Here is a 22,178-nt window from a genome sequence, read left to right as displayed (position 1 = left end):
CCCCGATCCGCGCCCCGTGCGCCGACCCCGAAGGAATCCCTGCCCGATGACGCGCATACCCCTGCCCTCGCGCTGGCTGAGCGCCGCGCTGGCGTCGGTCATGACCGGCGCCCTGCTGTCCACCGGCGCCGGCCCCGCGCTGGCCGCCGGCCCACCGGACCTGCCCGACGCGGAGACCAGCGTGCCGGGCACCGACGGACTGCCCGTCCTGCCCCGGCCCGGCAGCACCGCCGAACCCGTCCCACCGCCCGAACCCACCGCGTACGGCACGGGCACCGCCGCCATCACCCTCGACGCCGGGCCCGGGCCGCTGCGGCTGCCGGCCGGCGCGCTCGGGCTGCCGGTCACGCTGGCCGCCACCGACACGCCGCTGACCGCCGAGGTCACCGTCCACGAACCGGCGGACGCCGCCGCGCTGGGCCTGGCCGGCCCGCTGCTCACCGTCACCGCCGAGACCGGGAACGCGCCCGTGCCGCTGGCCGCCTCCGCCACCGGCACGGCCACCGCCGACCTGACGCTCGACTACTCCGCGATCGCCCGCGACTACGGCGGCGGGTACGGCGCCCGGCTGGGCCTGGTGGCGCTCCCGGCCTGCGCCCTGACCAGCCCGGAACGCGCCGAGTGCCGGCGCGGCGAACCCGTACCGGCCGCCAACGACACCCGCCGGCAGGCGCTCACCGCCACCGCCCTGGAACTGCCGGCCGGCGAGCCGCTGGTGCTGGCCGCCGCGGCCGAGGAGGAGAGCGAGCAGGGCTCCTACCAGGCCACCGACCTGGCGGCGTCCGCCACCTGGAGCACCGACCTCAACTCCGGCGCGTTCACCTGGTCCTACGACTTCCCCGCCCCCGAGGTGCCCGGCGGCCTGGCCCCCGACCTGGGCCTGTCCTACTCCTCCGGCAGCATCGACGGCCGGACCGGCGGCACCAACAACCAGGGCTCCTGGATCGGTGACGGCTTCGACCTGTGGCCGGGCTACATCGAGCGCAAGTACAAGCAGTGCGGCTACGACGACGTCGAGAACGGCGACGGCGTGAAGATCGCCGACCTGTGCTGGGACCACGACAACGCCTACATCTCGTTCAACGGCGAGGCCGGCGAACTCGTCCCGGCCGGCCGGGACCGCTGGAAACTCCGGAACGACAACGGCACCGTCATCGAACGCCTCACCGACAGCGCGCGGGCCAACGGCGACAACGACAACGAGTACTGGCGGCTCACCGACCCCGACGGCGTCCGGTACCACTTCGGCTACCACCGGCTGCCCGGCTGGAGCAGCGGCGACCCGGTCACCGACTCCACGTGGACCGTGCCGGTCTACGGCACCGACGGCTCCGACCCGTGCCGCGCCACCCCGCTGAAGGACTCCTGGTGCCAGCAGGCCTGGCGCTGGAACCTGGACTACGTCATCGACACCCGCGGCAACGTCCTGACCTACTACTACGACCGCGAGGAGAACTCCTACGGCCGGTTCCTGGACGAAAAGAACAACACCCGCTACACCCGCGGCGGCACCCTGGTCCGCGCCGAGTACGGCCTGACCGAGGACACCGTGCTGGACGGCGCCCCGCTCGCCCGGGTGCGGTTCACCAACGGCGACCGCTGCCTGCCCGGCGGCGGCGCCGACTGCTCGGACATCGACAAGAACCCGCGGTACTGGTACGACACCCCGTGGGACCTCCACTGCGCGCCCGGCGAGGACTGCGACGCCGGACGGTTCAGCCCGACCTTCTTCACCACCCACCGGCTCACCGGCGTCACCACCGAGGTCCGCTCGGGCACCGCGTACCGGGCCGTCGACTCCTGGGAACTCGACCACCACTGGGGCACCGCCGACGTCGACTACCAGCTGCTCCTGGACTCGGTGACGCACACCGGGCACAGCGCCGCGCAGCCCATCACCCTGCCGCCGGTCACCTTCGGCTACACCCAGCTGGCCAACCGGCTCGACCGCAGCGGTGACGGGTACGCGCCGTTCATCAAGTCCAGGCTGTCCACCGTCGCCGACGAGGTCGGCGGCCAGCTCGACGTCGGCTACTCGGCCCCGGCCTGCGACGCGGGCTCGCTGCCGAGCCCGGCGTCCAACACCACCCGCTGCTTCCCGCAGTACCTGGCGGGCGGCCCGCACCACGATCCCGAACTGCACTGGTTCAACAAGTACGTGACCACCTCGGTCACCGGCACCGACCGCACCGGCGGCGCACCCGACCAGGTCACCCGCTACCAGTACCTGGGCGGGGCGGCCTGGCACTGGGACGACGACAACGGCATGGTGCCGGAGAAGGAGAAGACCTGGTCCCAGTGGCGCGGCTACGGCCAGGTCCGGGTCACCACCGGCGGCCAGACCGGCACCGCCACCCAGGAGGACACCTACTTCCTGCGCGGCATGGACGGTGACCGCAGCAACTCCTCGGGCGGCACCCGGTCCGTCACCGTGGCGCTGGGCCCCGGTGAGGGCGATCCGCTCACCGACCACCCGGTACTGGCCGGCTACCCCTACAAGACCGTCAGTTTCTCGGGCGCCGGCGGCGATGTCCTGGCCAAGACCGTCAGCCGGCCCTGGCACCACCAGACCGCCGAGCACAAGCGCGACTGGGGCACGCTGCGGGCGGCCTTCACCGACGACGCGCACCGCACCTCGTGGACCTCGCTGGACGACGGGGCGGGGCAGCGGTGGCGGATCACCGAACAGTCCTTCCGCTACGACACGGTGGCCGGCCGGGTCGTCGAGACCGACAACACCGGGGACACCGCCGTCACCGGCGACGAGCAGTGCGTCCGCACCACGTACGCCACCAGCACCGAGCGCAACATCCTCGGCGCCGTCGCCCGCGAGGAGGCGGTGGCCGGCCGCTGCTCCGCCACCCCGGACCGGGCCGAGGACGTCACCAGCGACATCCGGTACGCCTACGACGGCCTCGGCTACGGCGACGCGCCGACCACCGGGAACCCGACCGCCACGGCGGTCCTGCACGAGCACGACGGCACGACGGCGCGCTACGTCGAGTCCGGCACCGTCCACGACCGCTACGGCCGGGTCACCGCCGCGACCGACATCACCGCCGACGTCACCGTCACCGGCGACGGCGCCCCGGTCCGGGTCCCGCGCGGCGACGGACTGACCGTCACCACCGCGTACTCCCCCGCCACCGGCATCCCGGACACCGTCACCGAGACCACCCCGCCCGCCGTCGCCGGCGACGCCACCACCGCCCAGCGGCGGATCACCCGGCTGGACGGGCTGCGCGGACTGCCCGAGCGGCTGACCGACACCAACGGCAACACCACCACGTACACCCACGACGCGCTGGGCCGGATGACCGCGGTGTGGCTGCCCGACCGCAGCACCGGGCAACTGCCCAGCCTCGCCTACACCTACCGGATCGCCGAGGACCAGCCGGTGGCCGTGGGCACCCGCACCATCGGCAACCGGGGCCTCCAGGACACCTCCTACGTCCTGTACGACGGCTTCCTGCGCGAGCGCCAGACCCAGGCCCCCGGCCCGGACGGCGGCCGGCTGCTGACCGACATCTTCTACGACGAGCGCGGCCTGACGGCCAAGACGTTCGCGACCTACTACACCACCGGGGCGCCCGCCCAGGAGGTGTTCCTGCCCGCGGACGAGTCGGTCGTCGAGTCCCAGACCCGGCACCGCTACGACGGTCTCGGCCGGGAGACCGAGTCCACCGTGATGGCCGGCGACGGCGACGGCGGCACCGTCCTGGCCGCCACCCGCACCCTCCACGGCGGCGACCGCGCCACCGTCGTCCCGCCCGAGGGGGCCACCACCGTCACCACCCTCGTCAACGCGCTCGGCGAACCCGTCGAGGTCCGCCACCACCACGGGCGCGACGCGGACTCCGGCTACGACAGCACCCACTACACCTACAACCGGCACGGCCGCCTCGCCGAAGTCACCGACCCCGCGGGCAGCACCTGGACCTACCGCTACGACCAGGTGGGGCAGCAGATCTCCTCGACCGGCCCGCACACCGGCACCCGGACCACGGAGTTCGACGAACGGGGCCACACCGTCTCGATCACGGACGACCGGGGGCAGACCCTGGTGTACGGGTACGACGGCATGGGACGGCAGACCGAACTGCGCGAGGACACCGCCGACGGCACCCTGCTGGCCCGCTGGGAGTACGACACCGTGCCCGGTGCCCAGGGGCAGTTGGGGCGCAGCATCCGCTACGAGGACGGCGAAGCCTATGTGTCGGAGGTCATGACCTACGACAAGCTCTACCGGCCGCTGCGCAGCCGGGTCGTCATCCCGGAGTCCGAGGGCGCGCTGGCCGGCGGTTATGTGTCGACCACGCAGTACGACGCGTCCGGTGAGATCCGCAGTATCGGGCTGCCGGCCGCCGGGTCCCTGCCCGGCCAGAGCGTGACCTTCACATACGAGGACGGCACGCTGCGGCCGGTCGCCTCCACCGGGCCGCTGGGCGTCACCAGCGAGGTGACGTACAGCCTCACCGGCAAGCCGCTGCGCTTCGCCCTGGGCCGCGCGGACGGGAAGCGGTCCTTTGTCACCAACACCTACGAGTGGGGCACGCAGCGGCTGCGCACCACCCGGCTGGACCGGGAGGACCAGCCGGGCGTCGACCGCCACGAGACGTACTCCTACGACCAGGCGGGCAACGTCCTGTCCATCGCCGATGTCGCGCGCGGCGGCACCGACACCCAGTGCTTCGCCTACGACCATCTGCGGCGGCTGACCGACGCCTGGACGCAGGACACCACGGGCTGCGCGGACTCCGGCAGCGCGGCCACGGTGGGTGGCCCGGCCCCGTACCACCACTCCTACACCTACGACACCTCCGGCAACCGGCTCACCGAGACCCGCCACGAGCAGGGGACGACGCGCACCTACCGGTACGCCGAGGACCGGCCCGGCGCGCTGCTGGGTGTCGAGGGCACCGGGACCGATCCGGTCTCCCTCAGCTACGCCTACGACGCGGCGGGCAACACCGTCACGCGGGCGGGTGGCGCGGTCGACCAGGAGCTGACCTGGAGCGCCGAGGGCCGGGTGACCGAGGTGAAGGGCTCGGACGGCGGCACCGCCTCCTATGTGTACGACGCGGACGGCAACCGGCTGATCGGCCGGACCGCCTCGGGCACCACGCTGTACCTGGGCGACACCGAGGTGACGGTCCCGGCCGGCGGCGACCGGGCGGTGGCGACCCGCCACCTCGATCTGGGCGGCGGGCATCTCGCCGTGATCGGTGACGACCGGCAGGTGTCGTTCAGCATCGCCGACCAGCACGGCACCGGGCAGCTGGCCGTGCACGCGGACAGCCAGGCGCTGGTGCAGCGGCGGACCCTGCCGTTCGGCGGGCTCCGGGGCGAGCAGTCGGGCGGCGAGTGGCCCGGCGGCCGTACCTTCGCGAACGGCACGGACGACAAGGACACCGGCCTGGTCGGCCTGGGGGCGCGTGAGTACGACCCGGACACCGGTCGTTTCCTGTCCGCGGACCCGGTGGTGGACCACCGGAATCCGCAGCAGCTGAACGGCTACGCCTACGCCTACAACAACCCGCTGGCGTACTCGGACGCGAGCGGGCTGTACGGGAAGCAGCTGGGCAAACCCTCGGCGAAGAAGAAGAAAGCCTCCGGCGGCTCGGGCATCAAGAAGCAACTCGGCAAGCCCTCGGCGAAGAAGAACACGAAGTACCTCGGCAATCCGACCCGCAAGAAGACCACCTACCAGGTCAGGAACGCGTCCTTCACAGGGATGAAGAGCGCGCTGCGCAAGCCCGCGCCGTGGGAGACCGAGGTCGGCTGCAACGCCCTGTGCCAGTGGGTCAAGGTGACCGGAGCCGGCCCGCTCGCCACGTGGCTGATGGAGCGGAAGGGCGGGCCGAACGGGTACGACATCATCGACGAGTTCCTCCGGTTCAACAACCCCGAGGAGTGGTATTTCACGGGCGGGGACGCGTTCACCGAGGAGGTGCGGCAGCACCACCACATGGAGATCGTCCGGGAGAAGCTCAGGGAACGACTCGGCGGGGCCGAGCCGGGCACGCTGTTCGAGGGCGAGGAGTGGAAATACAAGAACAGCGACAAGACCCTGCCCGAACAGGCCGCGCAGGCGGCGGAGGACATCGCCAACTACATGGTGGGGACAGGTAACAGCTCCTACGCCGCACTCGGGTCCTACAACGTCCGGGTGCACGTGGAGAGCATCGACCACAACGCCGGCACGGCGGAGGTCGTCATCAAGGTCTCGGACAACATGAACTGGGACTCCCTGCTCCGTACTCTCACGCCGTGGAACGCCTACGGCCCCGGCTCCCAGAACCGGGGTGGGGTACCGATCAACATCGTGTGGCGGGAGACCATCCACTTCGACTGAGGCTCCGGTGAACACGGGCCCCGCCGGGCACAGTCCGGCGGGGCCCGGCGCGCGCCTGGTCCGGCCCCGCGCCGGGCGGCGACGGCAGGGGATGTGTCTTCTCAGTCGTCGAGCAGCACCACGTGTTTGCCCGGTGTCGTGCCGGCTTCGAGGCCGGCGTGGGCGTCGCGGACCCGGTCGAGGCCCCGGTGGACCTTCGCGAGCGGAGCCTGGAGCCGTCCCTCGGCGATCGCTCGCAGCTGCCGCTGGAAGACCTGCGCGGGCAGGTCGGCGGCCTCGCCTCCGTAGCTGGTCAGCCGCACCCGGTCGGGGAGCATGAACGGGGAGAAGTCGCGGATCGTCCACTGTCCCGCCAGGGCTCCGGTGAAGCAGACGGTGCCCTGCGGGCGGACGGCGCGGAGGGTGTCGGCGAGCACCGAAGCGCCCACCAGCTCCAGCGCGGCGTCGACACCGCCCGGCACCAGTTCCCGCACCCGGAGGGCGATGGCCCCGTCGTCGGCCAGGGGGTGGTCGACCCCCGCGGCCCGCAGGTCCCCGGCCCGGTCCGGGCTGCGGGAGGTGGACAGCACGGTGGCTCCGAGGTCCTTCGCGAGGGTGGCCGCGCTCAGCCCGACCGCGGAGGTGCCGCCGCGGATCAGCAGCGTCTGGCCCGCGGTGAGGCCGAGGCCCGCGGTGAGGGAGCCGTAGGCCGTCTGGAACACCTCGGGCAGGGCGCCGACCACCTCCCACGGCAGCTCGGTCTCGAACGGGAGGATCTGCCCGACGGGGACGGTCACGTACTGCGCGTACGAGCCGTCGAAGGACCGGCCCATGCCGCCCATCATGGTCGCCACCGGCTGCCCCGGGCGCAGCCCGCTGTCCGGCGGCGCGAGGTCGATGATTCCCACGCCCTCGATACCGGGGATGCGCGGGTATGTCACCTCCGGATCCGACTCACCCTTTCGAGTGAGAACCTCGGACTCGTTGACGCCGAACGCCTTCACCTCGATCCGCGCCCAGCCGGGCCGCACCTCGGGCACCGGAACGGTGGCCACCCGGAGCGCTTCCGGGCCGCCGGTCTCGGAGACGACGACGGCTCGCATCGTCGTCGGCGTCGCTGCGGCTTCGTTCATGCCGGGTCCTCCCTGCGCACTCCCTCGCGGCCGATGCCGGTCCACGGCAGCCGTGGCCCACCCGGACGATCAGGTGGCGGTGACACGGGAGCACGGTGGGTGCGCCCGCCGCCATCCGTTCCGGCGGCTTGCGGCCATGGCCATCCTGCGCCCGCGGCGAGGGGCGCGCCACCGGTCCTCCCCGGTCCTCCCCGGTCACCCACCGTGCCGGCCGGCGGCCCCGCCCCTCGCGCGGCTCGGCACCTGCGACGACGCCGGCTTCGCCCCGTTCGCCGACGACACCGTGACCTCGCAGGACGTGGCCTTCGCCAAGATCGCGGCCCGTGTGCAGGGCACCGCCCTCGCGGCCGAGGCGCTCGGAGCGTAACCATCCCCGCCCGGGGCTTGGCAGCGGCCGGGTGACGGCGATCTCGCCAGGGTGCGGCACCCTCTTGGCACGGTCAGATAATTAATATTTAATCTGTTCCGTCGTTGCCGCCGGCCCACAGGAGGCACCCCGTGCCGTCCGCACCACCACCCCTCTCCCCCCGGCTGGCCGGCCGCTGCGCGCTCGTCACCGGCGGCGCCTCCGGCATCGGTGCCGCCACGGCCCGCCGGCTCGCCGCGGAGGGAGCCGGCGTCCTCGTCGCCGACATCGACGAGGAGTCGGGCGCGGACGTCGTCACCGCCATCCAAGAAGCCGGTGGCAGCGCACGGTTCCAGCGCTGCGACGTCTCCGACGAGGCGTCCTGGGCCGCGGCGGTACGCGCCGCCGGATCGGCCTTCGGGCCCGTGCACGCCCTGGTGAGCAACGCCTACACCGTCCGCGTCGCCCCGGCCCACCGGACCAGCGCCGAAGAGTGGAACCGGCAGCTCGCCGTGAGCCTCACCGGATCGTTCCTCGGCGCGCGCGCCTGCCTCGACGACCTCGCCGCGACCAACGGCAGCATGGTCCTGGTCTCCTCGGTGCACGCCCTGGTGGGCCTGCCGGGACGGCCCGCCTACGCCGCGGCCAAGGCCGGACTCACCGGACTGACACGGCAGCTGGCCGTCGAGTACGGCGGCCGGGTCCGGGTGAACAGCGTGCTGCCGGGGCCGGTCCTCACCCGGGCCTGGGACGGCATCGCCGAGGAGGACCGGCGAGCGGCGGCCCGGGAAACGGCCGCCGGGCGCCTCGGCGCACCCGAGGAGGTCGCCGCGGCCATCGCCTTCCTGCTCAGCGCGGACGCCTCCTTCGTCACGGGCGCCTCGCTCGTGGTGGACGGCGGCTGGAGCGTGCTGAAGAACTCCGCCTGAACCACGGCCGGGCGCGGCCGGCCCCGATCCCTCCCCACCTGCTCTGGAGCCACCTTGAAGATCACGCGCGTGGAGACCTTCGCCGTACCGCCCCGCTGGCTTTTCTGCCGGGTGGAGACCGACGAGGGCGTGGTGGGCTGGGGCGAACCCGTGGTGGAAGGCCGGGCCGCCACGGTCCGCACGGCCGTCCACGAACTCGCCGAGCACCTGATCGGCCGGGACCCCCTGCGGATAGAGGACCACTGGCAGGTGATGACGAAGGGGTCCTTCTACCGGGGCGGGCCGGTGCTCTCCAGCGCCGTCGCCGGACTCGACCAGGCGCTGTGGGACATCGCGGGCAAGGCACTGGGGGTGCCGGTGCACATGCTGCTCGGCGGCCCCGTGCGCGAACGCGTCCGCGCCTACAGCTGGGTCGGCGGTGACGAGCCGGCCGACGTCGCCGAAGCCGTCACGGCGCAGGTGGAGGCGGGCTTCACCGCCGTCAAGATGAACGCCTGCGGACGGATGAACCGGATGCCCACCGCCGCGGACGTCGCCGCCGTCGTCGAACGGGCCACCGCCGCCCGGGAGGTGCTGGGCCCCGACCGGGACTTCGCCCTCGACTTCCACGGCCGCTTCAGCGCCGCGGGCGCCCGCCGCGTCCTGCCCCATCTGGCCCCGCTGCATCCGCTGTTCGTCGAGGAACCGGTCCTGCCGGAGTACACGCAACTGCTCGGCGAGGTGGTCGCGGCGTCGCCGGTGCCGATCGCCACCGGCGAGCGGATCTACTCCCGCGCCGAGGCGCTGCCCGCGCTGCGGGCGGGCATCGCCGTCCTGCAGCCCGATCTGTCGCACGCCGGCGGCATCTCCGAGGTACGGCGGCTGGCGTCGCTGGCCGAGACGTTCGACGTACTGCTGGCACCGCACTGCCCCCTGGGGCCGATCTCGCTGGCCGCGAGCCTCCAGGTGGCCTTCACCACACCGAACTTCCTCATCCAGGAACAGAGCATCGGCATCCACTACAACCAGGGCGCCGAAGTCCTGGACTATCTCGTCGACCCGGAGGTGTTCCGGTTCGACGCGGGCCATCTGCGGCGCCCGCTGGGCCCGGGGCTCGGCATCGAGGTCGACGAGCAGGCGGTACGCCGTGCCGACGGCAGTGCGCCGGACTGGCACAACCCCGTGTGGCGGCACCCCGACGGCTCGTTCGCCGAGTGGTGACGCCGGCCGCCGCTCCTTCTCCCCCGCCCTCCCCGTCCTCCCCCCGCCGACGAGCCGAACCACGGAGCACAGGACATGCCGGAACACAGCGACTTCGCGCAGACACTGCGCCACGACCGCCTGGTCGCCATCGTGCGCGGCAAGGACCCGGAGGCGGCGCTGCGCAGCGTCGTGGCCCTGGCCGGCGAGGGGGTGCGGCTCGTCGAGGTATCGCTCACCACGCCGGAGGCCGATGAGGTCATCCGGCGGGCGATCCGGGAGACGGGCCCGGACGCGATCGTCGGCGCGGGTACCGTCGTCACCCGGGAGGACGCCCTGCGGGCCCGGGACGCGGGGGCGAGCTGGATGGTGACGCCCGCGCTGGGCCAAGGGCTCGAACAGGCCGTCGCCCTGGGCGTTCCGGTGCTGGCCGGGGCGCTGACGCCCACCGAGGCGGTGGCGGCCATGCGGGCGGGCGCTCACGCCGTGAAGCTGTTCCCGGCGTCGCTGGGCGGGCCCGGCTATCTGCGGGCGCTGCGCGACCCGCTGCCCGGTGTGCCGTTCGTCCCGGTGGGCGGGGTGAACGCCGAGCTGGTCCCGGCGTACTTCGCGGCCGGGGCCGTCGCCGTCGGCGTGGGCTCGCCCCTGCTCGGCGACGCGGCCGACGGCGGGGACCCGGCCGCACTGCGGGAGCGGGCCCGGGCGTTCCGCGCCCTGTGCCGGGCGGGGGAAGCGGCATGAGCGCACCGGACGTTGAGGTACTGACCTTCGGCGAGACGATGCTCTCGCTGCAACTGGAGGGGCCGCTCGCGGTCGGCAACCCGGTCCGGCCCACGGTGGCGGGCGCCGAGTCCAATGTGGCCGTGGGCCTGGCCCGACTCGGGCACCGCGCGCGCTGGGCGGGCCGGGTCGGCGCGGACGAGCCCGGGCGGATGGTGCTGCGCACCCTGCGCGGCGAGGGCGTGGACGTGGCCCACGCCACCACGGACGACGAGGCGCCCACGGGCGCCATGCTGCGCGAACGACGCGTCGCCGACCTGGCCCGCGTGCACTACTGGCGCGGCGGCTCGGCGGGTTCCCGGCTGCGCCCCGGACACCTCGGGCCCGCCCTCGACGCGGGCGCCCGCGTCCTGCATCTCACCGGCATCACCTGCGCCCTGGGGGCCGGCCCGCTCGCCGCGGTGCGGGCGGCGGCCGAACACGCCGCCGGGCGCGGCTGGACCGTGACGCTCGACGTCAACCACCGCACCCGGCTGTGGAGCGCCGACCAGGCCGCCGCCGCTCTGCGTCCGCTGCTGCCCCGGGTCGACATCGTGATCGCCTCGGACGACGAACTGCCGCTGGTCGCCGGTGACGACGACACCGCCGAGGCGGAGCGGGCGGCACTCCTGCTGCGGGACGGGGTACGCGAGGTGGTCGTCAAACGCGGCGCCGAGGGCGCGGATCTCCACCTCCCCGGCCGGCCCGCACTGCACGTTCCGGCGCATCCGGTGCCCGTGACGGACACCGTCGGGGCGGGCGACGCGTTCTGCGCGGGCTATCTCTCCGGGCTGCTCGACGGCCTGTCCCCGGGAGACCGGCTGCACCGGGCCACCCGCACGGCCGCCTTCGCCGTGGCGACCTCCGGCGATTGGGAGGGCCTGCCGCACCGGGACGAACTCCCGCTCCTCGACACGGCCCCCGGCACCGCCGTGCGCTGACCTCCACGCCGTCCGCTCCCACCACGACGGCTGCCGCCGCCGCTCGGCGGAAGTCGTCGGCGGTCCCGGCGATCTCCCGCGCCCACAGCAGCGATCATGCGGCCGGCCACGTATCCGCTGCGAGGGGAACCGGGGCGTACGGCACCACGTCGGTCACCAGGACGGAACGCCCGTGCACCGCGCCGAGACGACACGACGGAGACCGCAGCATGACAGCCACCGACAACCGTGCCCAACCCGCACCTGAGGCCCGGGCGAACGACTGCGACAGCTTCGCCGAGGCGTACTCGACGGACAACGAGACGAGCCTGCTGAACGCCTACTACGAGCGACCCGCCATGCTGTCCCTCGCCGGGGACGTGGCCGGCCGCCGGATCCTCGACGCCGGCTGCGGCTCCGGCCCCCTGTCCGCCGCGCTGCGCGACCGGGGTGCCCGCGTCACCGGCCTCGACTCCAGTGCCGGGATGCTGGAGCTGGCACGGCGCCGGCTGGGCGCCGACGCGGACCTGCACGTGGCTGACCTGGGCGAGCCGCTGCCGTTCGCCGACGGTGCGTTCGATGACGTCGTGGCCTCGCTGGTGCTGCACTACCTGGAGGACTGGGGGCCGACGCTGGCCGAGCTGCGGCGCGTACTCAGGCCCGGCGGCCGGCTGATCGCATCGATACACCACCCGTTCATGGACTACGCGACCCGGGATCCGCGGCCCGACTATCACGCGACCACCCCCTACACCCAGGACTGGACCCATCTGTCGGAGCAGCCCGTCCGGATGAGCTTCTGGCGCAGGCCGCTGCACGCGATGACCGACGCCTTCACCGCGGCCGGCTTCCGCCTGACCGTGATCAGCGAGCCACGGCCCGACCCGGCCGCCCGGGAGCTGTACCCCGACGACTTCCAGGACCTCTCGACCAAAATCTGCTTCATGCTCTTCGTGCTGGAGGTACCCCCGGCCCCCGGCTCGCCCGCGTAACGAGCACCCGTGGCCGGCTGGGCGCGGGGAACGCGATCCACCCGGCCGGCCGTACATCGGGGCGAAACGGCGCTGTTCAGCGCGTCGGATAGGCGTCGGTGATCGTCTGGACGGCCTTGTTGCCGCAGCCGTCCTTGATCTCGGCCCGCAGCGACACCGAGCCGCCGGCCCGCGGGTTGTCGATCTGCACGGCGCCCGCCGCGACCGGCGCCTTCTTCCAGGTCGCACCGCCGTCGGTGGAGTAGGAGATCTTCACCGACGACGGGTGGGCCTCCGCTGTGCCCTGCACGCCGAAGGGCACCCGGAAGGACTTCTTGCCGGCCGGGGCGGTGGAGTCGCGGCGGACTCGGCCAGGGACTTCTCCACCACGCCGTCCAGCACGATGGCGGCGATGCCCGGGGCGGCGGCGAGGGAGAACGCTTCCTCGCCGGTCGCCCCGGTGACGGCTGCCCAGAGCGCGGCGGTCTCCTCGTCGGTGACGGTGAGCGCCTCGACGTTGATCGACTCCAGGACGGTACGGCCCTCGGCCGCCTCGTCCACGACAGCGGCGAGACGGGCGGAGGCGGTGTCCTGCTCCCGGGCGCTGCCGGTACAGGTGACGATCAGCGGTAGCCCGCCGGCCCGTTGGTAACGCTCGCCCGCCGGACCCAACGGCGGCGGCTCGGCCACCACCGTACGGTTGCGGCCGAGGCACCCCCTCAATCGAACGGGGTTCCTCCCCTTTGTCCCCGCATGTCGAAGAGGATGGCACGATGCAGCGTTCTGGCTCCTCCCCCACTGCACCCCTCCCCGGCACCCCACGCCGGATCGCCGACGATTACGTCGACCAGCTCGCCGAGCTCAACCCCGTGATCGGCACCCTGTTCGGTGTTACCCCGGACGCGGACGGTTTTCCCGACTACTCCCCGGCCGGGCACGCCGCCCTCGCCGCCCTCGAACGCGCCACCCTGGCCCGGCTGGACGCGGTGGGCGAGCCCGGCGACGTGGACGAGCGGCGCGCGGCCCGGCTGCTGCGGGAAAGGCTGGGCGCCTCGCTCGCCCTGGAGGAGGCGGGGGAGAACCTGCGGGAGGTCAACAACATCTTCTGCCCGGTGCAGCAACAGCGCGCCGTCTTTCAGCTGATGCCCACCGCCACCGACGAGGACTGGGCCGTCATCGGCCGCCGGCTCCGTAACGTCCCGGCCGCGCTGCGCGGTTACGCCGACTCGCTGCGGGCCGGCAGCGCCCGCGGCCTGAACGCGGCGCCGCGCCAGGTGGAGACCGTCGTCGAACAGCTGGACGCCTGGCTGGAGTCCGACTGGTACCGCACCTTCGCGGCCGGCGGCCCCGAGGCGCAGCGTACGGAGCTGGCCGCCTCGGCCGACGCGGCAACCGCCGGTCTCGCGGACCTGCGCGCCTATCTGAGCGAGGACTACCTGCCCGCTGTCGCCGGTACCCCGGACGCCGTGGGCCGCGAGCGCTATCGGCTGTCGGCGCGCCTGTGGACCGGCTCCGACCTGGATCTGGCGGACGCGTACGCCTACGGCTGGGAGGAATTCCACCGCCTGGAGCGCGAGATGCGCGCGGTCGCCGCCGAGATCCTGCCCGGCGAATCGACGTTCGCCGCGATGCAGCACCTGGAGAAGAAGGGTCAGGCGATCGACGGTGAGGAGGAGATCCGGGTCTGGCTCCAGGAGCTGACGGAGCGGGCGATCCGCGAGCTGGACGGTACGCACTTCGAGCTGGCCGACCCGATCAAGCGGGTGGAGGCCCGGATCGCCCCGTCCGGCAGCGCGGCGGGCCCGTACTACAGCCGCCCCTCGCTGGATTTCGCGCGCCCGGGCCAGACCTGGCTGCCGACGCTGGGCGCGACCCGTTTCCCGGTGTGGAACCTGGTCTCCACCTGGTACCACGAGGGCGTCCCCGGCCACCACCTCCAACTGGCGCAGTGGGTGCTGGTGCAGGACCGGCTCTCCCGCTTCCAGGTCAGCGTCGGCTCGGTCGGCGCGGCCACCGAGGGCTGGGCGCTGTACGCCGAGCGGCTGATGGACGAACTCGGCTACCTGACCGACCCTGCGCACCGCCTTGGCTATCTGTCGGCCCAGATGCTGCGCGCGGTGCGGGTGATCATCGACATCGGCATGCACCTGGAACTGAAGATCCCGGCGGGTGAGAGCTACCACCCGGGCGAGGTGTGGACGCCTCAGCTGGCCGCCGCGTTCCTCATGACCCACACCGGCACGGAGCCGGAGTACACCCGCTCCGAACTCACCCGCTACCTCGGCCAGCCGGGCCAGGCCATCAGCTACAAGCTCGGCGAACGCGCCTGGCTGGCCGGCCGCGAGGCAGCACGTACAGCGGGTGGCGCCGGCTTCGACCTGAAGGCATGGCACATGGCGGCCCTGTCGCTCGGCTCACTCGGCCTGGACGACCTGACGGACGAACTCGCCGCGCTGTGACGCTGCGATGACTGATTTCCTGCGCAAGCGGTCCCGCCGCGGACCGCGTGCGCTGGACAGCTCAGCAGGCGGATGAACGCCGGCTTCTCGCCGCCCGGACCCCGCACGACCGCTAGGGTCCCTACCGCCCCCAGACCCACGCGGAGGGACCCGAGTGCAGCCCCACACCGTCATCGACGTCATGATCATCCTCGAACGCGGAGACCGGATCCTCCTCGCCGAACGAGCCAACACCGGCTACGCGGACGGCCTCCTCAACCTGCCCTCCGGGAAAGTCGACCCCGGCGAAAGCGTCATCGAAGCCGCAGTACGCGAAGCACAAGAAGAAGTCGGCATCACCATCGACCCGGCAGCTCTGCGCACCGTGCACGTCATGCACTACCGCAACCCCGACGGCCGGCCCCGCATCGGCTGGTTCTTCGCCACCGCCCACTGGACCGGCGAACCGGTCAACGCCGAACCCCACAAGTGCACCGGCATCACATGGCACCACCCCGCCCAACTCCCGGACCACACCGTGTCGTACAACGCCACAGGCATCGCCCACTACCTCAAAGGCGACACGTTCTCCGTCCACGGCTGGTAGCGAGACTCTGTCCCAGAAGCCGCTTGGCCAACCGGCGGCGACCGGAGGCGGTTCGCGCTCTGTCAGGGTCGCCGACGGGGAGGGTTCTGCGTCGCGATGCCGTGCCCCCCGCCCTGCTCAGCCGACGCCGAGCCGGTCGAAGATCTGCGAGTAGCACACGGCTCGGTCGCCCGAGAGGGCTTCTTCTTTCACCGTCGCGGTCGTGTCGTCCACGATCATCTCGATCGAGCCCTAGGCGGCCACGGCCCGTCGGTTCCCTCCGCGCTGCGCGTCCACTCCCGCGAGCCGCTACCGCTCCCGGGAATGGACGGCGTCGTGTCATGAGAGACCCGGTCATGAAAAGACCAGGTCAGCGGGTGCGGCCCCGGGGTTTCAGGGGGACCGGGGGGAGGGCAGGGGCGGAGAGGCGGTCGCCGGCGTAGCCGGTGACCTCGCCGAAGCGGGTGCCCCGTGCCCAGTCGGCGCGGGCCTGGGCGATCTCCTCGCCGGTGCGGCCCACGAAGTTCCACCACATGATGATCTCCTCCTCGAACGGGACGCCGCCCAGAAGCATCACGGCGGCGTCGTGGTCGGAGCGGAGCGGGAGTTCGCGGCGGCCCTCGCCGAGGTAGAGGAGGGCGCCGGGCGGCAGTGGTACGCCGTCGATGACCGGGGAGCCGGACATGGACAGGGCCGCGTACTCGAAGTCCTCGGTCAGCGGCAGCCGGGTGTCGGTGCCGGCCGCCAGGGCGAGGTCGGCGCCCACCAGGGGGCTGTAGGTGGTGCCGGGCGAGGCCGCGCCGTCGAGTTCGCCGAGGATGACGGTGGCGGTGAGTCCGCCGCCGCCGTGCAGGACCGGCAGGGTGGTGTGGTGTTCGAAGGCCGGCGCGGTGTGCCGGTGCGCGTCCGGGAGCGCCACCCACAGCTGGGCGCCGTGCAGGATGGGGGCGTTGCGGTGCGGGCTCGGGGACTCCTCGGAGTGGGAGATGGCGCGGCCGGCGGTCATCAGGCCCAGTTCGCGGGGGCGGACCGTCTGGAGGCTGCCGAGGCTGTCGCGGTGCAGGACCTCGCCGGCGTGCAGCCAGCTGACGGTCTGGAGCCCGATGTGCGGGTGCGGGGGCACCTGCATGCCGGGCTCGTCCGCGATGTCGTCCGGGCCGTAGTGGTCCACGAACACCCAGGCGCCCACCATGCGGCGGCCGAGGTTGGGCAGCAGGCGGCGGACGACCGTGCTTTCCCCGAGCGGTACCTCGCGGCCCGGCTGGAGTTCGTGCACCGGGCCGGTGCGGGGTGCCGCGCCGCAGGGGGTGGGGGCGGGGCGCTGATCGAGATTGCTCATGCCCCGATCCTGCCGCACCGGGGCAGCGGGCCGGGGTCCCGGTGCGGTGAAGCGGGAGCGGCCCCGGCCGCTACTGCGGCTGCCACTCCCCGGACAGCACGTCGTGGACGTACAGCGGTCCGGTGGCCGCGCTGGTGCGGAAGGGCCGGCCGGCGTCGTCGACGCGGAGCGTGCCGGCGCGGTCGCCGCTGCTCCAGTCCAGGTCGACCGACCAGTCGACGTCTCCGGTGGCGGCCCGGACCTCGAAACGCAGCAGCAGCGGTTCCGCGGTGTCCAGCGCGAACGGCAGTCGCGGGGCCGGGAAGTCCTCGCCGGTGGCCGCGTCGCTGCCGGGGACCGGGTGGGCCAGCGGCCGGTCCGCGTCCAGGTCGACGGTGAACGCGGCCGGGGTCAGCGAGCCGCCGCAGCCGTTGTCCATCCGGTAGGCGGGCCAGGGCAGCGGCTCGCGGCGCTCGGCGACCCGGATGTGGGCGGCCTCGACCACGACGGGGGCGCCGTCCGGCTCCGGGGTCAGGGTGATCTCGACGATGGCGGCGTCGCCGTGCACCCCGCCCCGCTCGGCCGACCAGCGCCGCGCGTCCTGGGCCACCGGGGGCGCCGGGACGTCCCCGGGCGGGGCGTCGATCAGATAGGTGTGGCCGCAGCCGAAGGCCCACAGGTGGGAGCGGACGGTCCAGGTGAGCGGTGCCGCTTCCGCGGCGGCCGGGTCCGCCTCCGCCCGGCCCGCCGCGTCCACGGTCAGGACGGCGGCGAGCAGCAGCGCGGCCAGCCCCACCGTCAGCCGCCAGGGGAAGGACCGGCGGGCGGTCGGCGCGGGCGGGGGTGTGGGCGCGGGCGGGGGTGTGGGCGCGGGCGCGGGAGCGGGAGCCGGTTCGGGCTCCGGTTCGGGCTCCGGTTCGGGCTCCGGCGTGGCGGCGGCTGCCGCGCCGGGGGCGCGCCTGGCCGCCGTGTCCGCCCGCCGCGCGTCGGCCAGCAGCCACAGCCGGTGCAGCCGCCGCCGCTCCTCCTCGCTCGCCCCGCAGGCCCGCGCCAGCCGGTCGGCCGGGGTGAACTCCTGCGGCAGCGTGGCCCCCGAGCAGTAGCGGTGCAGGGTCGAGGTGCTCAGGTGCAGCCGCCTGGAGAGAGTGCCGAAGCTCAGCCCGGAGCGTTCCCTGAGCGCCCGCAGCCCTTCGGCGAATTCCCGTGCCGGTGCGTCGTCTTCCGCCATGCCCGCCCCCTGTTGCCGTCCCGTTCCACCGTTCCAGGTCCCCGCATCGTCCCACGTCAAGGGGGGTGGAACGGTTCCGGCGTCCCGGAACGTGCTCGAAGCGTTGCCGGGGCGGCGGGGCGCGGCGGAGGCTCGGAGCGTTCAGCTGCACACCACTTCGAGGGGGGCACTCCCATGCGACTCACCCGCACCCGTACCGCCGTGGCGGCCGGCGCGCTCGCCGCGCTGGCGGCGCTCACGCTGTCGTCGGCGGGCGCCGCGACGGCGGCCGGCCAGGCGCCGGCGTTCCTGGAGACCGGCGACCTGCCGCCGCACCAGAGCTCCGACTGGTTCGCGCAGGACATCCGGCAGGGCGCGCCGGAGCTGCCGCAGTTCTGTCTGGGGGACGTGGAGCTGCCGGCCGGCGGGACCTGGAGCCGGGACTACTACACCGACGTCGACACCACGGCCCACCAGCTCGTGGTCGAGACCGGCAGCGCCGCCGAGGCGCAGGCGCTGGCCGCAGGACTCGCCGACGCGGTGGCGGACTGCGCCGCCGACTGGCTGCGCGAGAACCCGGGCGCGACGGCCGGCTGGGACGACTTCGGCACCGTGGAGGCCGGCGACGGCGCCCGGGTGTTCGGGGTGCACACCGCGCCGCAGCAGGCGGGGCTCGGGCTGAACCTGTTCGGCGTCGGGCGCAGCGGGGACACCGTGACCGTCGTCGGCTGGGGCGAGATGGGCCGGCTGTCCGACGCCCCGGTGTCCGCGTTCAAGGAGACCACCGCGATCGCCCTGACCAAGCTCGGCGGCTGATCGTCAGGGCGGCCGGGAGCGTACGTTTTTGGCCACTCCTCACCGTGCCGGGCCGGGTCATCCGGCCCGGCCACCGGTGTGCCACCGCCTCCGCATGTACACGCTTACATCGCCTTTCACGGCCGCCACCAGCTGTTTTGGCGAGTGGATCACCGGGTGCGGCGGGAACTGGCGCATATCGAAGATCTTTTCATGTAAACGATTGCACTCACTCCGTGACCGGCGCTACGTTCGCTCTCGTCGCAGCGAACGGAGGGTCAGCAGAGCGTATGGCCGCGAGCATCATCGATGTCGCCAAACGCGCGAAGGTGTCCACGGCCACCGTCTCGCGCGCGCTGCGCGGGCTGCCGAACGTGTCCGAGGTGACCCGGGAACGGGTGCTGCGGGCGGCCGAGGAGCTGTCGTACGCGATCTCCCCGCACGCCTCCAGCCTCGCCTCGGGCCGGACCGGCACCATCGGCGTCGTACTGCCGTTCGTCAACCGGTGGTTCTACAGCCAGGTGCTCTCCGGCATCGACTCGGTGCTGCGCGCCAACGACCTGGATCTGCTGCTGTACAACCTGGGCGACGCCCGCGTCCATGAACGGTTCTTCGCCCGGATGCCGCTGCGCCGCCGGGTGGACGCGCTCATCGTCCTCAATCTCCCGCTGTCGGCGGCGGAGTCCGACGCGCTGGTCTCCATGGAGGTCCCGGTGGCCGTCCTCGGCACCCGCGTGCCGGGCTGCTGGCACGTCTCCATCGACAACGCCCAGGGCGCCACCACGGCGGTGCGCCATCTGATCAATCTCGGGCACCGGCGGATCGGGATGATCACCGGGGCGCTCGGTGATCCCCGGGGCTTCACCACACCCATCGTCCGTGAGCACGCCTACCGTTCGGTGCTGGCCGAGGCCGGCATCCCGTACGAGCCGGATCTGGAGGCACCGGGCAACTTCGGCATCGAGGAGGGCGCCTCCGCGATGGCCCGGCTGCTGAGCCTGCCCGATCCGCCGACCGCCGTGTTCGCCGAGTCCGATCTGATGGCGTTCGGCGCGCTGCGCACCCTGACCAGAATGGGCCTGCGGGCCCCCGACGATGTCTCGGTCATCGGGTTCGACGACCACGAGACGGCCGAGCTGCTGAACCTCACGACCATTGCCCAGCCCGTAACCCACCAGGGGGAGCTGCTCGCCCGCCAGATCCTGGACGCGCTGTCCGGGGCGAGCGAGGAGCCCGCCGAGGTGGTGGTGCCCACCCGGCTCGTGGTCCGGGGCACCACCGGAGCGGCCCGTGTGGCCGGCCCCCGGACCAGCCGGGACCATCCCGGACTTCCCGACCGACCCGAGGGCGCCGGGCACCCCGACCGCCCCGGACACCCCGGCCGTGCGGCGGAGCCGCCGGCACCCCGGGACGGTACGGCGTACGACCGGCTCCCGGACCAGCACACCCGCACCACCGCGCGGTGAGCCGCTGAAGCCGCGCATCTCCCAGGGTCAACTCGCAAGAGGAATGGAAGATACGTGCCCCGCACCCGTATTCACCGGACACCGGCCACGCCCTGGTGGCGTACGGCCGTCAGCTATCAGGTCTACATCCGCAGCTTCGCCGACGGCAACGGCGACGGCATCGGCGACATCGCCGGACTGCGGGCCCGGCTCCCCTATCTGAAGGAGCTGGGCGTCGACGCCGTCTGGGTCACCCCCTGGTACCCCTCCCCCATGAAGGACGGCGGCTACGACGTCGCCGACTACCGGGGCATCGATCCGTCCTTCGGCACGCTGGCCGAGGCGGAGGAGATGATCGCCGAGGCGCACGCGCACGGCATCCGGGTACTGCTGGACATCGTGCCCAACCACACCTCCGACCAGCACGCCTGGTTCACCGAGGCGCTGGCCGCGCCGCCCGGCTCGCCCGAGCGCGACCGCTACCACTTCCGGGACGGGCGCGGCCCGGACGGATCGCTGCCGCCCAACGACTGGCGCAGCCGGTTCGGCGGCAGCGCCTGGACCAGGACCACCGACCCGGACGGCACCCCCGGGCAGTGGTACCTGCATCTGTTCGCGCCCGAACAACCCGACCTCAACTGGGCGAGCCGCGAGGTGCGCGCGGAGTTCGAATCGATTCTGCGCTTCTGGTTCGACCGGGGCGTGGACGGCTTCCGCATCGATGTGGCGCACGGTCTCGCCAAGGATCCGGCGCTGCCGGACCTGGGGGTCCCGGAGGGCATGCTGTTCGAGCACGAGCGGCACCGCGAGGGGCATCCGCACTGGGACCACGACGGCGTGCACGAGATCTACCAGACATGGCGGAAGATCGCCGACAGTTACGCCGGTGACCGGGTGTTCGTCGCCGAGGCGCATGTGCGCGAGGAGCGGCTGGCGAACTACCTGCGCGCCGACGAACTGCACACCGCGTTCAACTTCCCGTTCCTGACGGCGCCGTGGGAGCCGGAGGCGCTGCGGCGGGTCATCGACCGCAATCTGTCCTCGCACGCGGCGGTGGGCGCCCCGGCGACCTGGGTGCTGGCCAACCACGACGTCACCCGCCAGGTCACCCGGTACGGCCGGAGCGCGACGATGCTCGGGGAGCACGGGTACGACGTCCCCGTGTCCGGTCCCGCCGACCACGATCTGGGCACCCGGCGGGCGCGCGCGGCGGCGCTGCTCATGCTGGCACTGCCGGGGAACGCGTATCTGTACCAGGGCGAGGAACTGGGCCTGTGGGAGGTCGAGGACCTCCCCGAGGACCTGCTGCGCGACCCGACGTGGAAGCGCACCGGCGGTACGGTGCGCGGCCGGGACGGCTGCCGGGTGCCGATGCCGTGGTCGGGTACGGAGGCGCCGTTCGGCTTCGGGCCGCGCGGCAGCAAGCCGTGGCTGCCGCAGCCGCGCGAGTGGCACGGGCGGACGGCGCAGCGGCAGTCCGGTACGCCCGGCTCCATGCTGGAGCTGTACCGGTCGGCGCTGCGGCTGCGGCGCGGACAGCGCGGGTTCGCCGCCGAGTCGCTGCGGTGGCTGGAGACGCCGCCGGACATCCTGGCCTTCGAACGGGCGGCGGTGCTGCGCTGCGTGGTGAACCTCTCCGCCGAGCCGTACCCGCTGCCGAAGAACTGGGGCGTGCTGCTGTCCAGTGACCGCATCGAGTCCGGCAAGCTGCCCCCGGACACGACGGCCTGGCTGTGGGGCGGGGGTGCCCGGGCGGTCTAGCGGTACGGGGCCGGGGCGGGCGGCGGCCGGACCCGCCGGGGCGGACCGCAGCGGCCG

At 73.3% G+C, this 22,178-nt stretch carries 17 protein-coding genes; 12 read left to right on the top strand and 5 right to left on the bottom strand.

Annotated elements, in window-relative coordinates; translation table 11 throughout:
• Positions 1-46: 46 nt before the first annotated feature.
• Entirely contained in the window at positions 47-6,355 is a 6,309-nt protein-coding gene (locus BM385_RS04920; RefSeq protein ID WP_093842297.1) for an RHS repeat domain-containing protein, read from the top strand.
• A 101-nt stretch (positions 6,356-6,456) separates the two neighbouring features.
• Here the strand turns inward: BM385_RS04920 and BM385_RS04915 are convergent, their stop codons facing one another.
• Complete coding sequence (locus tag BM385_RS04915; protein WP_093842296.1) at positions 6,457-7,437, bottom strand: zinc-binding dehydrogenase; 981 nt, start codon at positions 7,435-7,437, stop codon at positions 6,457-6,459.
• Positions 7,438-7,603: 166 nt separating this feature from the next.
• On the opposite strand from BM385_RS04915, the gene BM385_RS28440 reads away from it, so the two are divergent.
• The 6 genes from BM385_RS28440 (at position 7,604) to BM385_RS04885 (ending at position 12,592) form a co-directional block, all read left to right on the top strand.
• Complete coding sequence (locus BM385_RS28440; RefSeq protein ID WP_237751329.1) at positions 7,604-7,834, top strand: hypothetical protein; 231 nt, start codon at positions 7,604-7,606, stop codon at positions 7,832-7,834.
• A 131-nt stretch (positions 7,835-7,965) separates the two neighbouring features.
• Complete coding sequence (locus BM385_RS04905) at positions 7,966-8,742, top strand: SDR family NAD(P)-dependent oxidoreductase (RefSeq protein ID WP_019434519.1); 777 nt, start codon at positions 7,966-7,968, stop codon at positions 8,740-8,742.
• A 54-nt stretch (positions 8,743-8,796) separates the two neighbouring features.
• Complete coding sequence (dgoD, locus tag BM385_RS04900; protein ID WP_019434520.1) at positions 8,797-9,942, top strand: galactonate dehydratase; 1,146 nt, start codon at positions 8,797-8,799, stop codon at positions 9,940-9,942.
• 75 nt (positions 9,943-10,017) lie between these two features.
• Positions 10,018-10,662, top strand: a complete 645-nt coding sequence (locus BM385_RS04895) for a bifunctional 4-hydroxy-2-oxoglutarate aldolase/2-dehydro-3-deoxy-phosphogluconate aldolase (RefSeq protein WP_019434521.1) — start codon at positions 10,018-10,020, stop codon at positions 10,660-10,662.
• The gene (locus BM385_RS04890) at positions 10,659-11,621 is read left to right on the top strand and encodes a sugar kinase (RefSeq protein ID WP_093842295.1); all 963 of its coding nucleotides are present in this window, start codon (positions 10,659-10,661) and stop codon (positions 11,619-11,621) included. The genes BM385_RS04895 and BM385_RS04890 overlap by 4 nt, the downstream gene beginning before the upstream one ends.
• 209 nt (positions 11,622-11,830) lie before the next feature.
• Positions 11,831-12,592, top strand: a complete 762-nt coding sequence (locus BM385_RS04885; RefSeq protein WP_093842294.1) for a class I SAM-dependent methyltransferase — start codon at positions 11,831-11,833, stop codon at positions 12,590-12,592.
• A gap of 76 nt (positions 12,593-12,668) precedes the next feature.
• Here BM385_RS04885 and BM385_RS04880 read toward each other — a convergent pair whose 3' ends face one another.
• A complete protein-coding gene (locus BM385_RS04880) occupies positions 12,669-12,848 on the bottom strand; it encodes an HFCD family protein (protein ID WP_093842293.1) in 180 nt (59 codons plus the stop codon).
• A complete protein-coding gene (locus BM385_RS04875; protein WP_139275143.1) occupies positions 12,845-13,261 on the bottom strand; it encodes a hypothetical protein in 417 nt (138 codons plus the stop codon). Before BM385_RS04875 ends, BM385_RS04880 begins: the two co-directional genes overlap by 4 nt.
• Before the next feature lie 83 nt (positions 13,262-13,344).
• Between BM385_RS04875 and BM385_RS04870 the strand changes: the two genes are divergently transcribed.
• A complete protein-coding gene (locus BM385_RS04870) occupies positions 13,345-15,030 on the top strand; it encodes a DUF885 domain-containing protein (protein ID WP_093842291.1) in 1,686 nt (561 codons plus the stop codon).
• Positions 15,031-15,184: 154 nt separating this feature from the next.
• On the top strand, positions 15,185-15,616 hold the full coding sequence (locus BM385_RS04865) for an NUDIX hydrolase (protein WP_019434526.1): 432 nt from the start codon (positions 15,185-15,187) through the stop codon (positions 15,614-15,616).
• Between the two features lie 349 nt (positions 15,617-15,965).
• Here the strand turns inward: BM385_RS04865 and BM385_RS04860 are convergent, their stop codons facing one another.
• Together BM385_RS04860 and BM385_RS04855 are read right to left on the bottom strand one after the other, a co-directional pair.
• Positions 15,966-16,934 (bottom strand): pirin family protein, encoded by a 969-nt coding sequence (locus BM385_RS04860; RefSeq protein ID WP_019434528.1) that lies wholly within the window; start codon positions 16,932-16,934, stop codon positions 15,966-15,968.
• A gap of 70 nt (positions 16,935-17,004) precedes the next feature.
• Complete coding sequence (locus BM385_RS04855; RefSeq protein WP_093842290.1) at positions 17,005-18,141, bottom strand: helix-turn-helix domain-containing protein; 1,137 nt, start codon at positions 18,139-18,141, stop codon at positions 17,005-17,007.
• A gap of 174 nt (positions 18,142-18,315) precedes the next feature.
• Here BM385_RS04855 and BM385_RS04850 point away from each other — a divergent pair, with 174 nt between their 5' ends.
• The 3 genes from BM385_RS04850 (at position 18,316) to BM385_RS04840 (ending at position 22,121) form a co-directional block, all read left to right on the top strand.
• Positions 18,316-18,936: a hypothetical protein gene (locus BM385_RS04850; protein ID WP_093842289.1), complete on the top strand. Its 621-nt coding sequence runs from the start codon at positions 18,316-18,318 to the stop codon at positions 18,934-18,936.
• A 269-nt stretch (positions 18,937-19,205) separates the two neighbouring features.
• Positions 19,206-20,381: a LacI family DNA-binding transcriptional regulator gene (locus BM385_RS04845; RefSeq protein WP_019434531.1), complete on the top strand. Its 1,176-nt coding sequence runs from the start codon at positions 19,206-19,208 to the stop codon at positions 20,379-20,381.
• Between the two features lie 54 nt (positions 20,382-20,435).
• Positions 20,436-22,121, top strand: coding sequence for a glycoside hydrolase family 13 protein (locus BM385_RS04840; protein ID WP_093842288.1), 1,686 nt, complete (start codon positions 20,436-20,438; stop codon positions 22,119-22,121).
• The last annotated feature ends 57 nt before the right edge of the window (positions 22,122-22,178 follow it).

It is taken from the genome of Streptomyces harbinensis, assembly GCF_900116145.1.
Lineage (GTDB): Bacteria > Actinomycetota > Actinomycetes > Streptomycetales > Streptomycetaceae > Streptomyces > Streptomyces carpaticus.
The sequence above is the reverse complement of the archived record's forward strand: the minus strand, read 5'-3'. Positions and strand labels throughout refer to the sequence as shown.

Excerpts from the sequence above, each read along its gene's own strand:
- BM385_RS04845 (WP_019434531.1), top strand. The coding sequence starts at position 19,206 with ATGGCCGCGAGCATCATCGATGTCGCCAAACGCGCGAAGGTGTCCACG.
- BM385_RS04860 (WP_019434528.1), bottom strand. The coding sequence starts at position 16,934 with ATGAGCAATCTCGATCAGCGCCCCGCCCCCACCCCCTGCGGCGCGGCA.
- BM385_RS04890 (WP_093842295.1), top strand. The coding sequence starts at position 10,659 with ATGAGCGCACCGGACGTTGAGGTACTGACCTTCGGCGAGACGATGCTC.
- BM385_RS04855 (WP_093842290.1), bottom strand. The coding sequence starts at position 18,141 with ATGGCGGAAGACGACGCACCGGCACGGGAATTCGCCGAAGGGCTGCGG.
- BM385_RS04850 (WP_093842289.1), top strand. The coding sequence starts at position 18,316 with ATGCGACTCACCCGCACCCGTACCGCCGTGGCGGCCGGCGCGCTCGCC.
- BM385_RS04920 (WP_093842297.1), top strand. The coding sequence starts at position 47 with ATGACGCGCATACCCCTGCCCTCGCGCTGGCTGAGCGCCGCGCTGGCG.
- BM385_RS04870 (WP_093842291.1), top strand. The coding sequence starts at position 13,345 with ATGCAGCGTTCTGGCTCCTCCCCCACTGCACCCCTCCCCGGCACCCCA.
- BM385_RS04915 (WP_093842296.1), bottom strand. The coding sequence starts at position 7,437 with ATGCGAGCCGTCGTCGTCTCCGAGACCGGCGGCCCGGAAGCGCTCCGG.
- BM385_RS28440 (WP_237751329.1), top strand. The coding sequence starts at position 7,604 with ATGGCCATCCTGCGCCCGCGGCGAGGGGCGCGCCACCGGTCCTCCCCG.
- BM385_RS04895 (WP_019434521.1), top strand. The coding sequence starts at position 10,018 with ATGCCGGAACACAGCGACTTCGCGCAGACACTGCGCCACGACCGCCTG.
- BM385_RS04885 (WP_093842294.1), top strand. The coding sequence starts at position 11,831 with ATGACAGCCACCGACAACCGTGCCCAACCCGCACCTGAGGCCCGGGCG.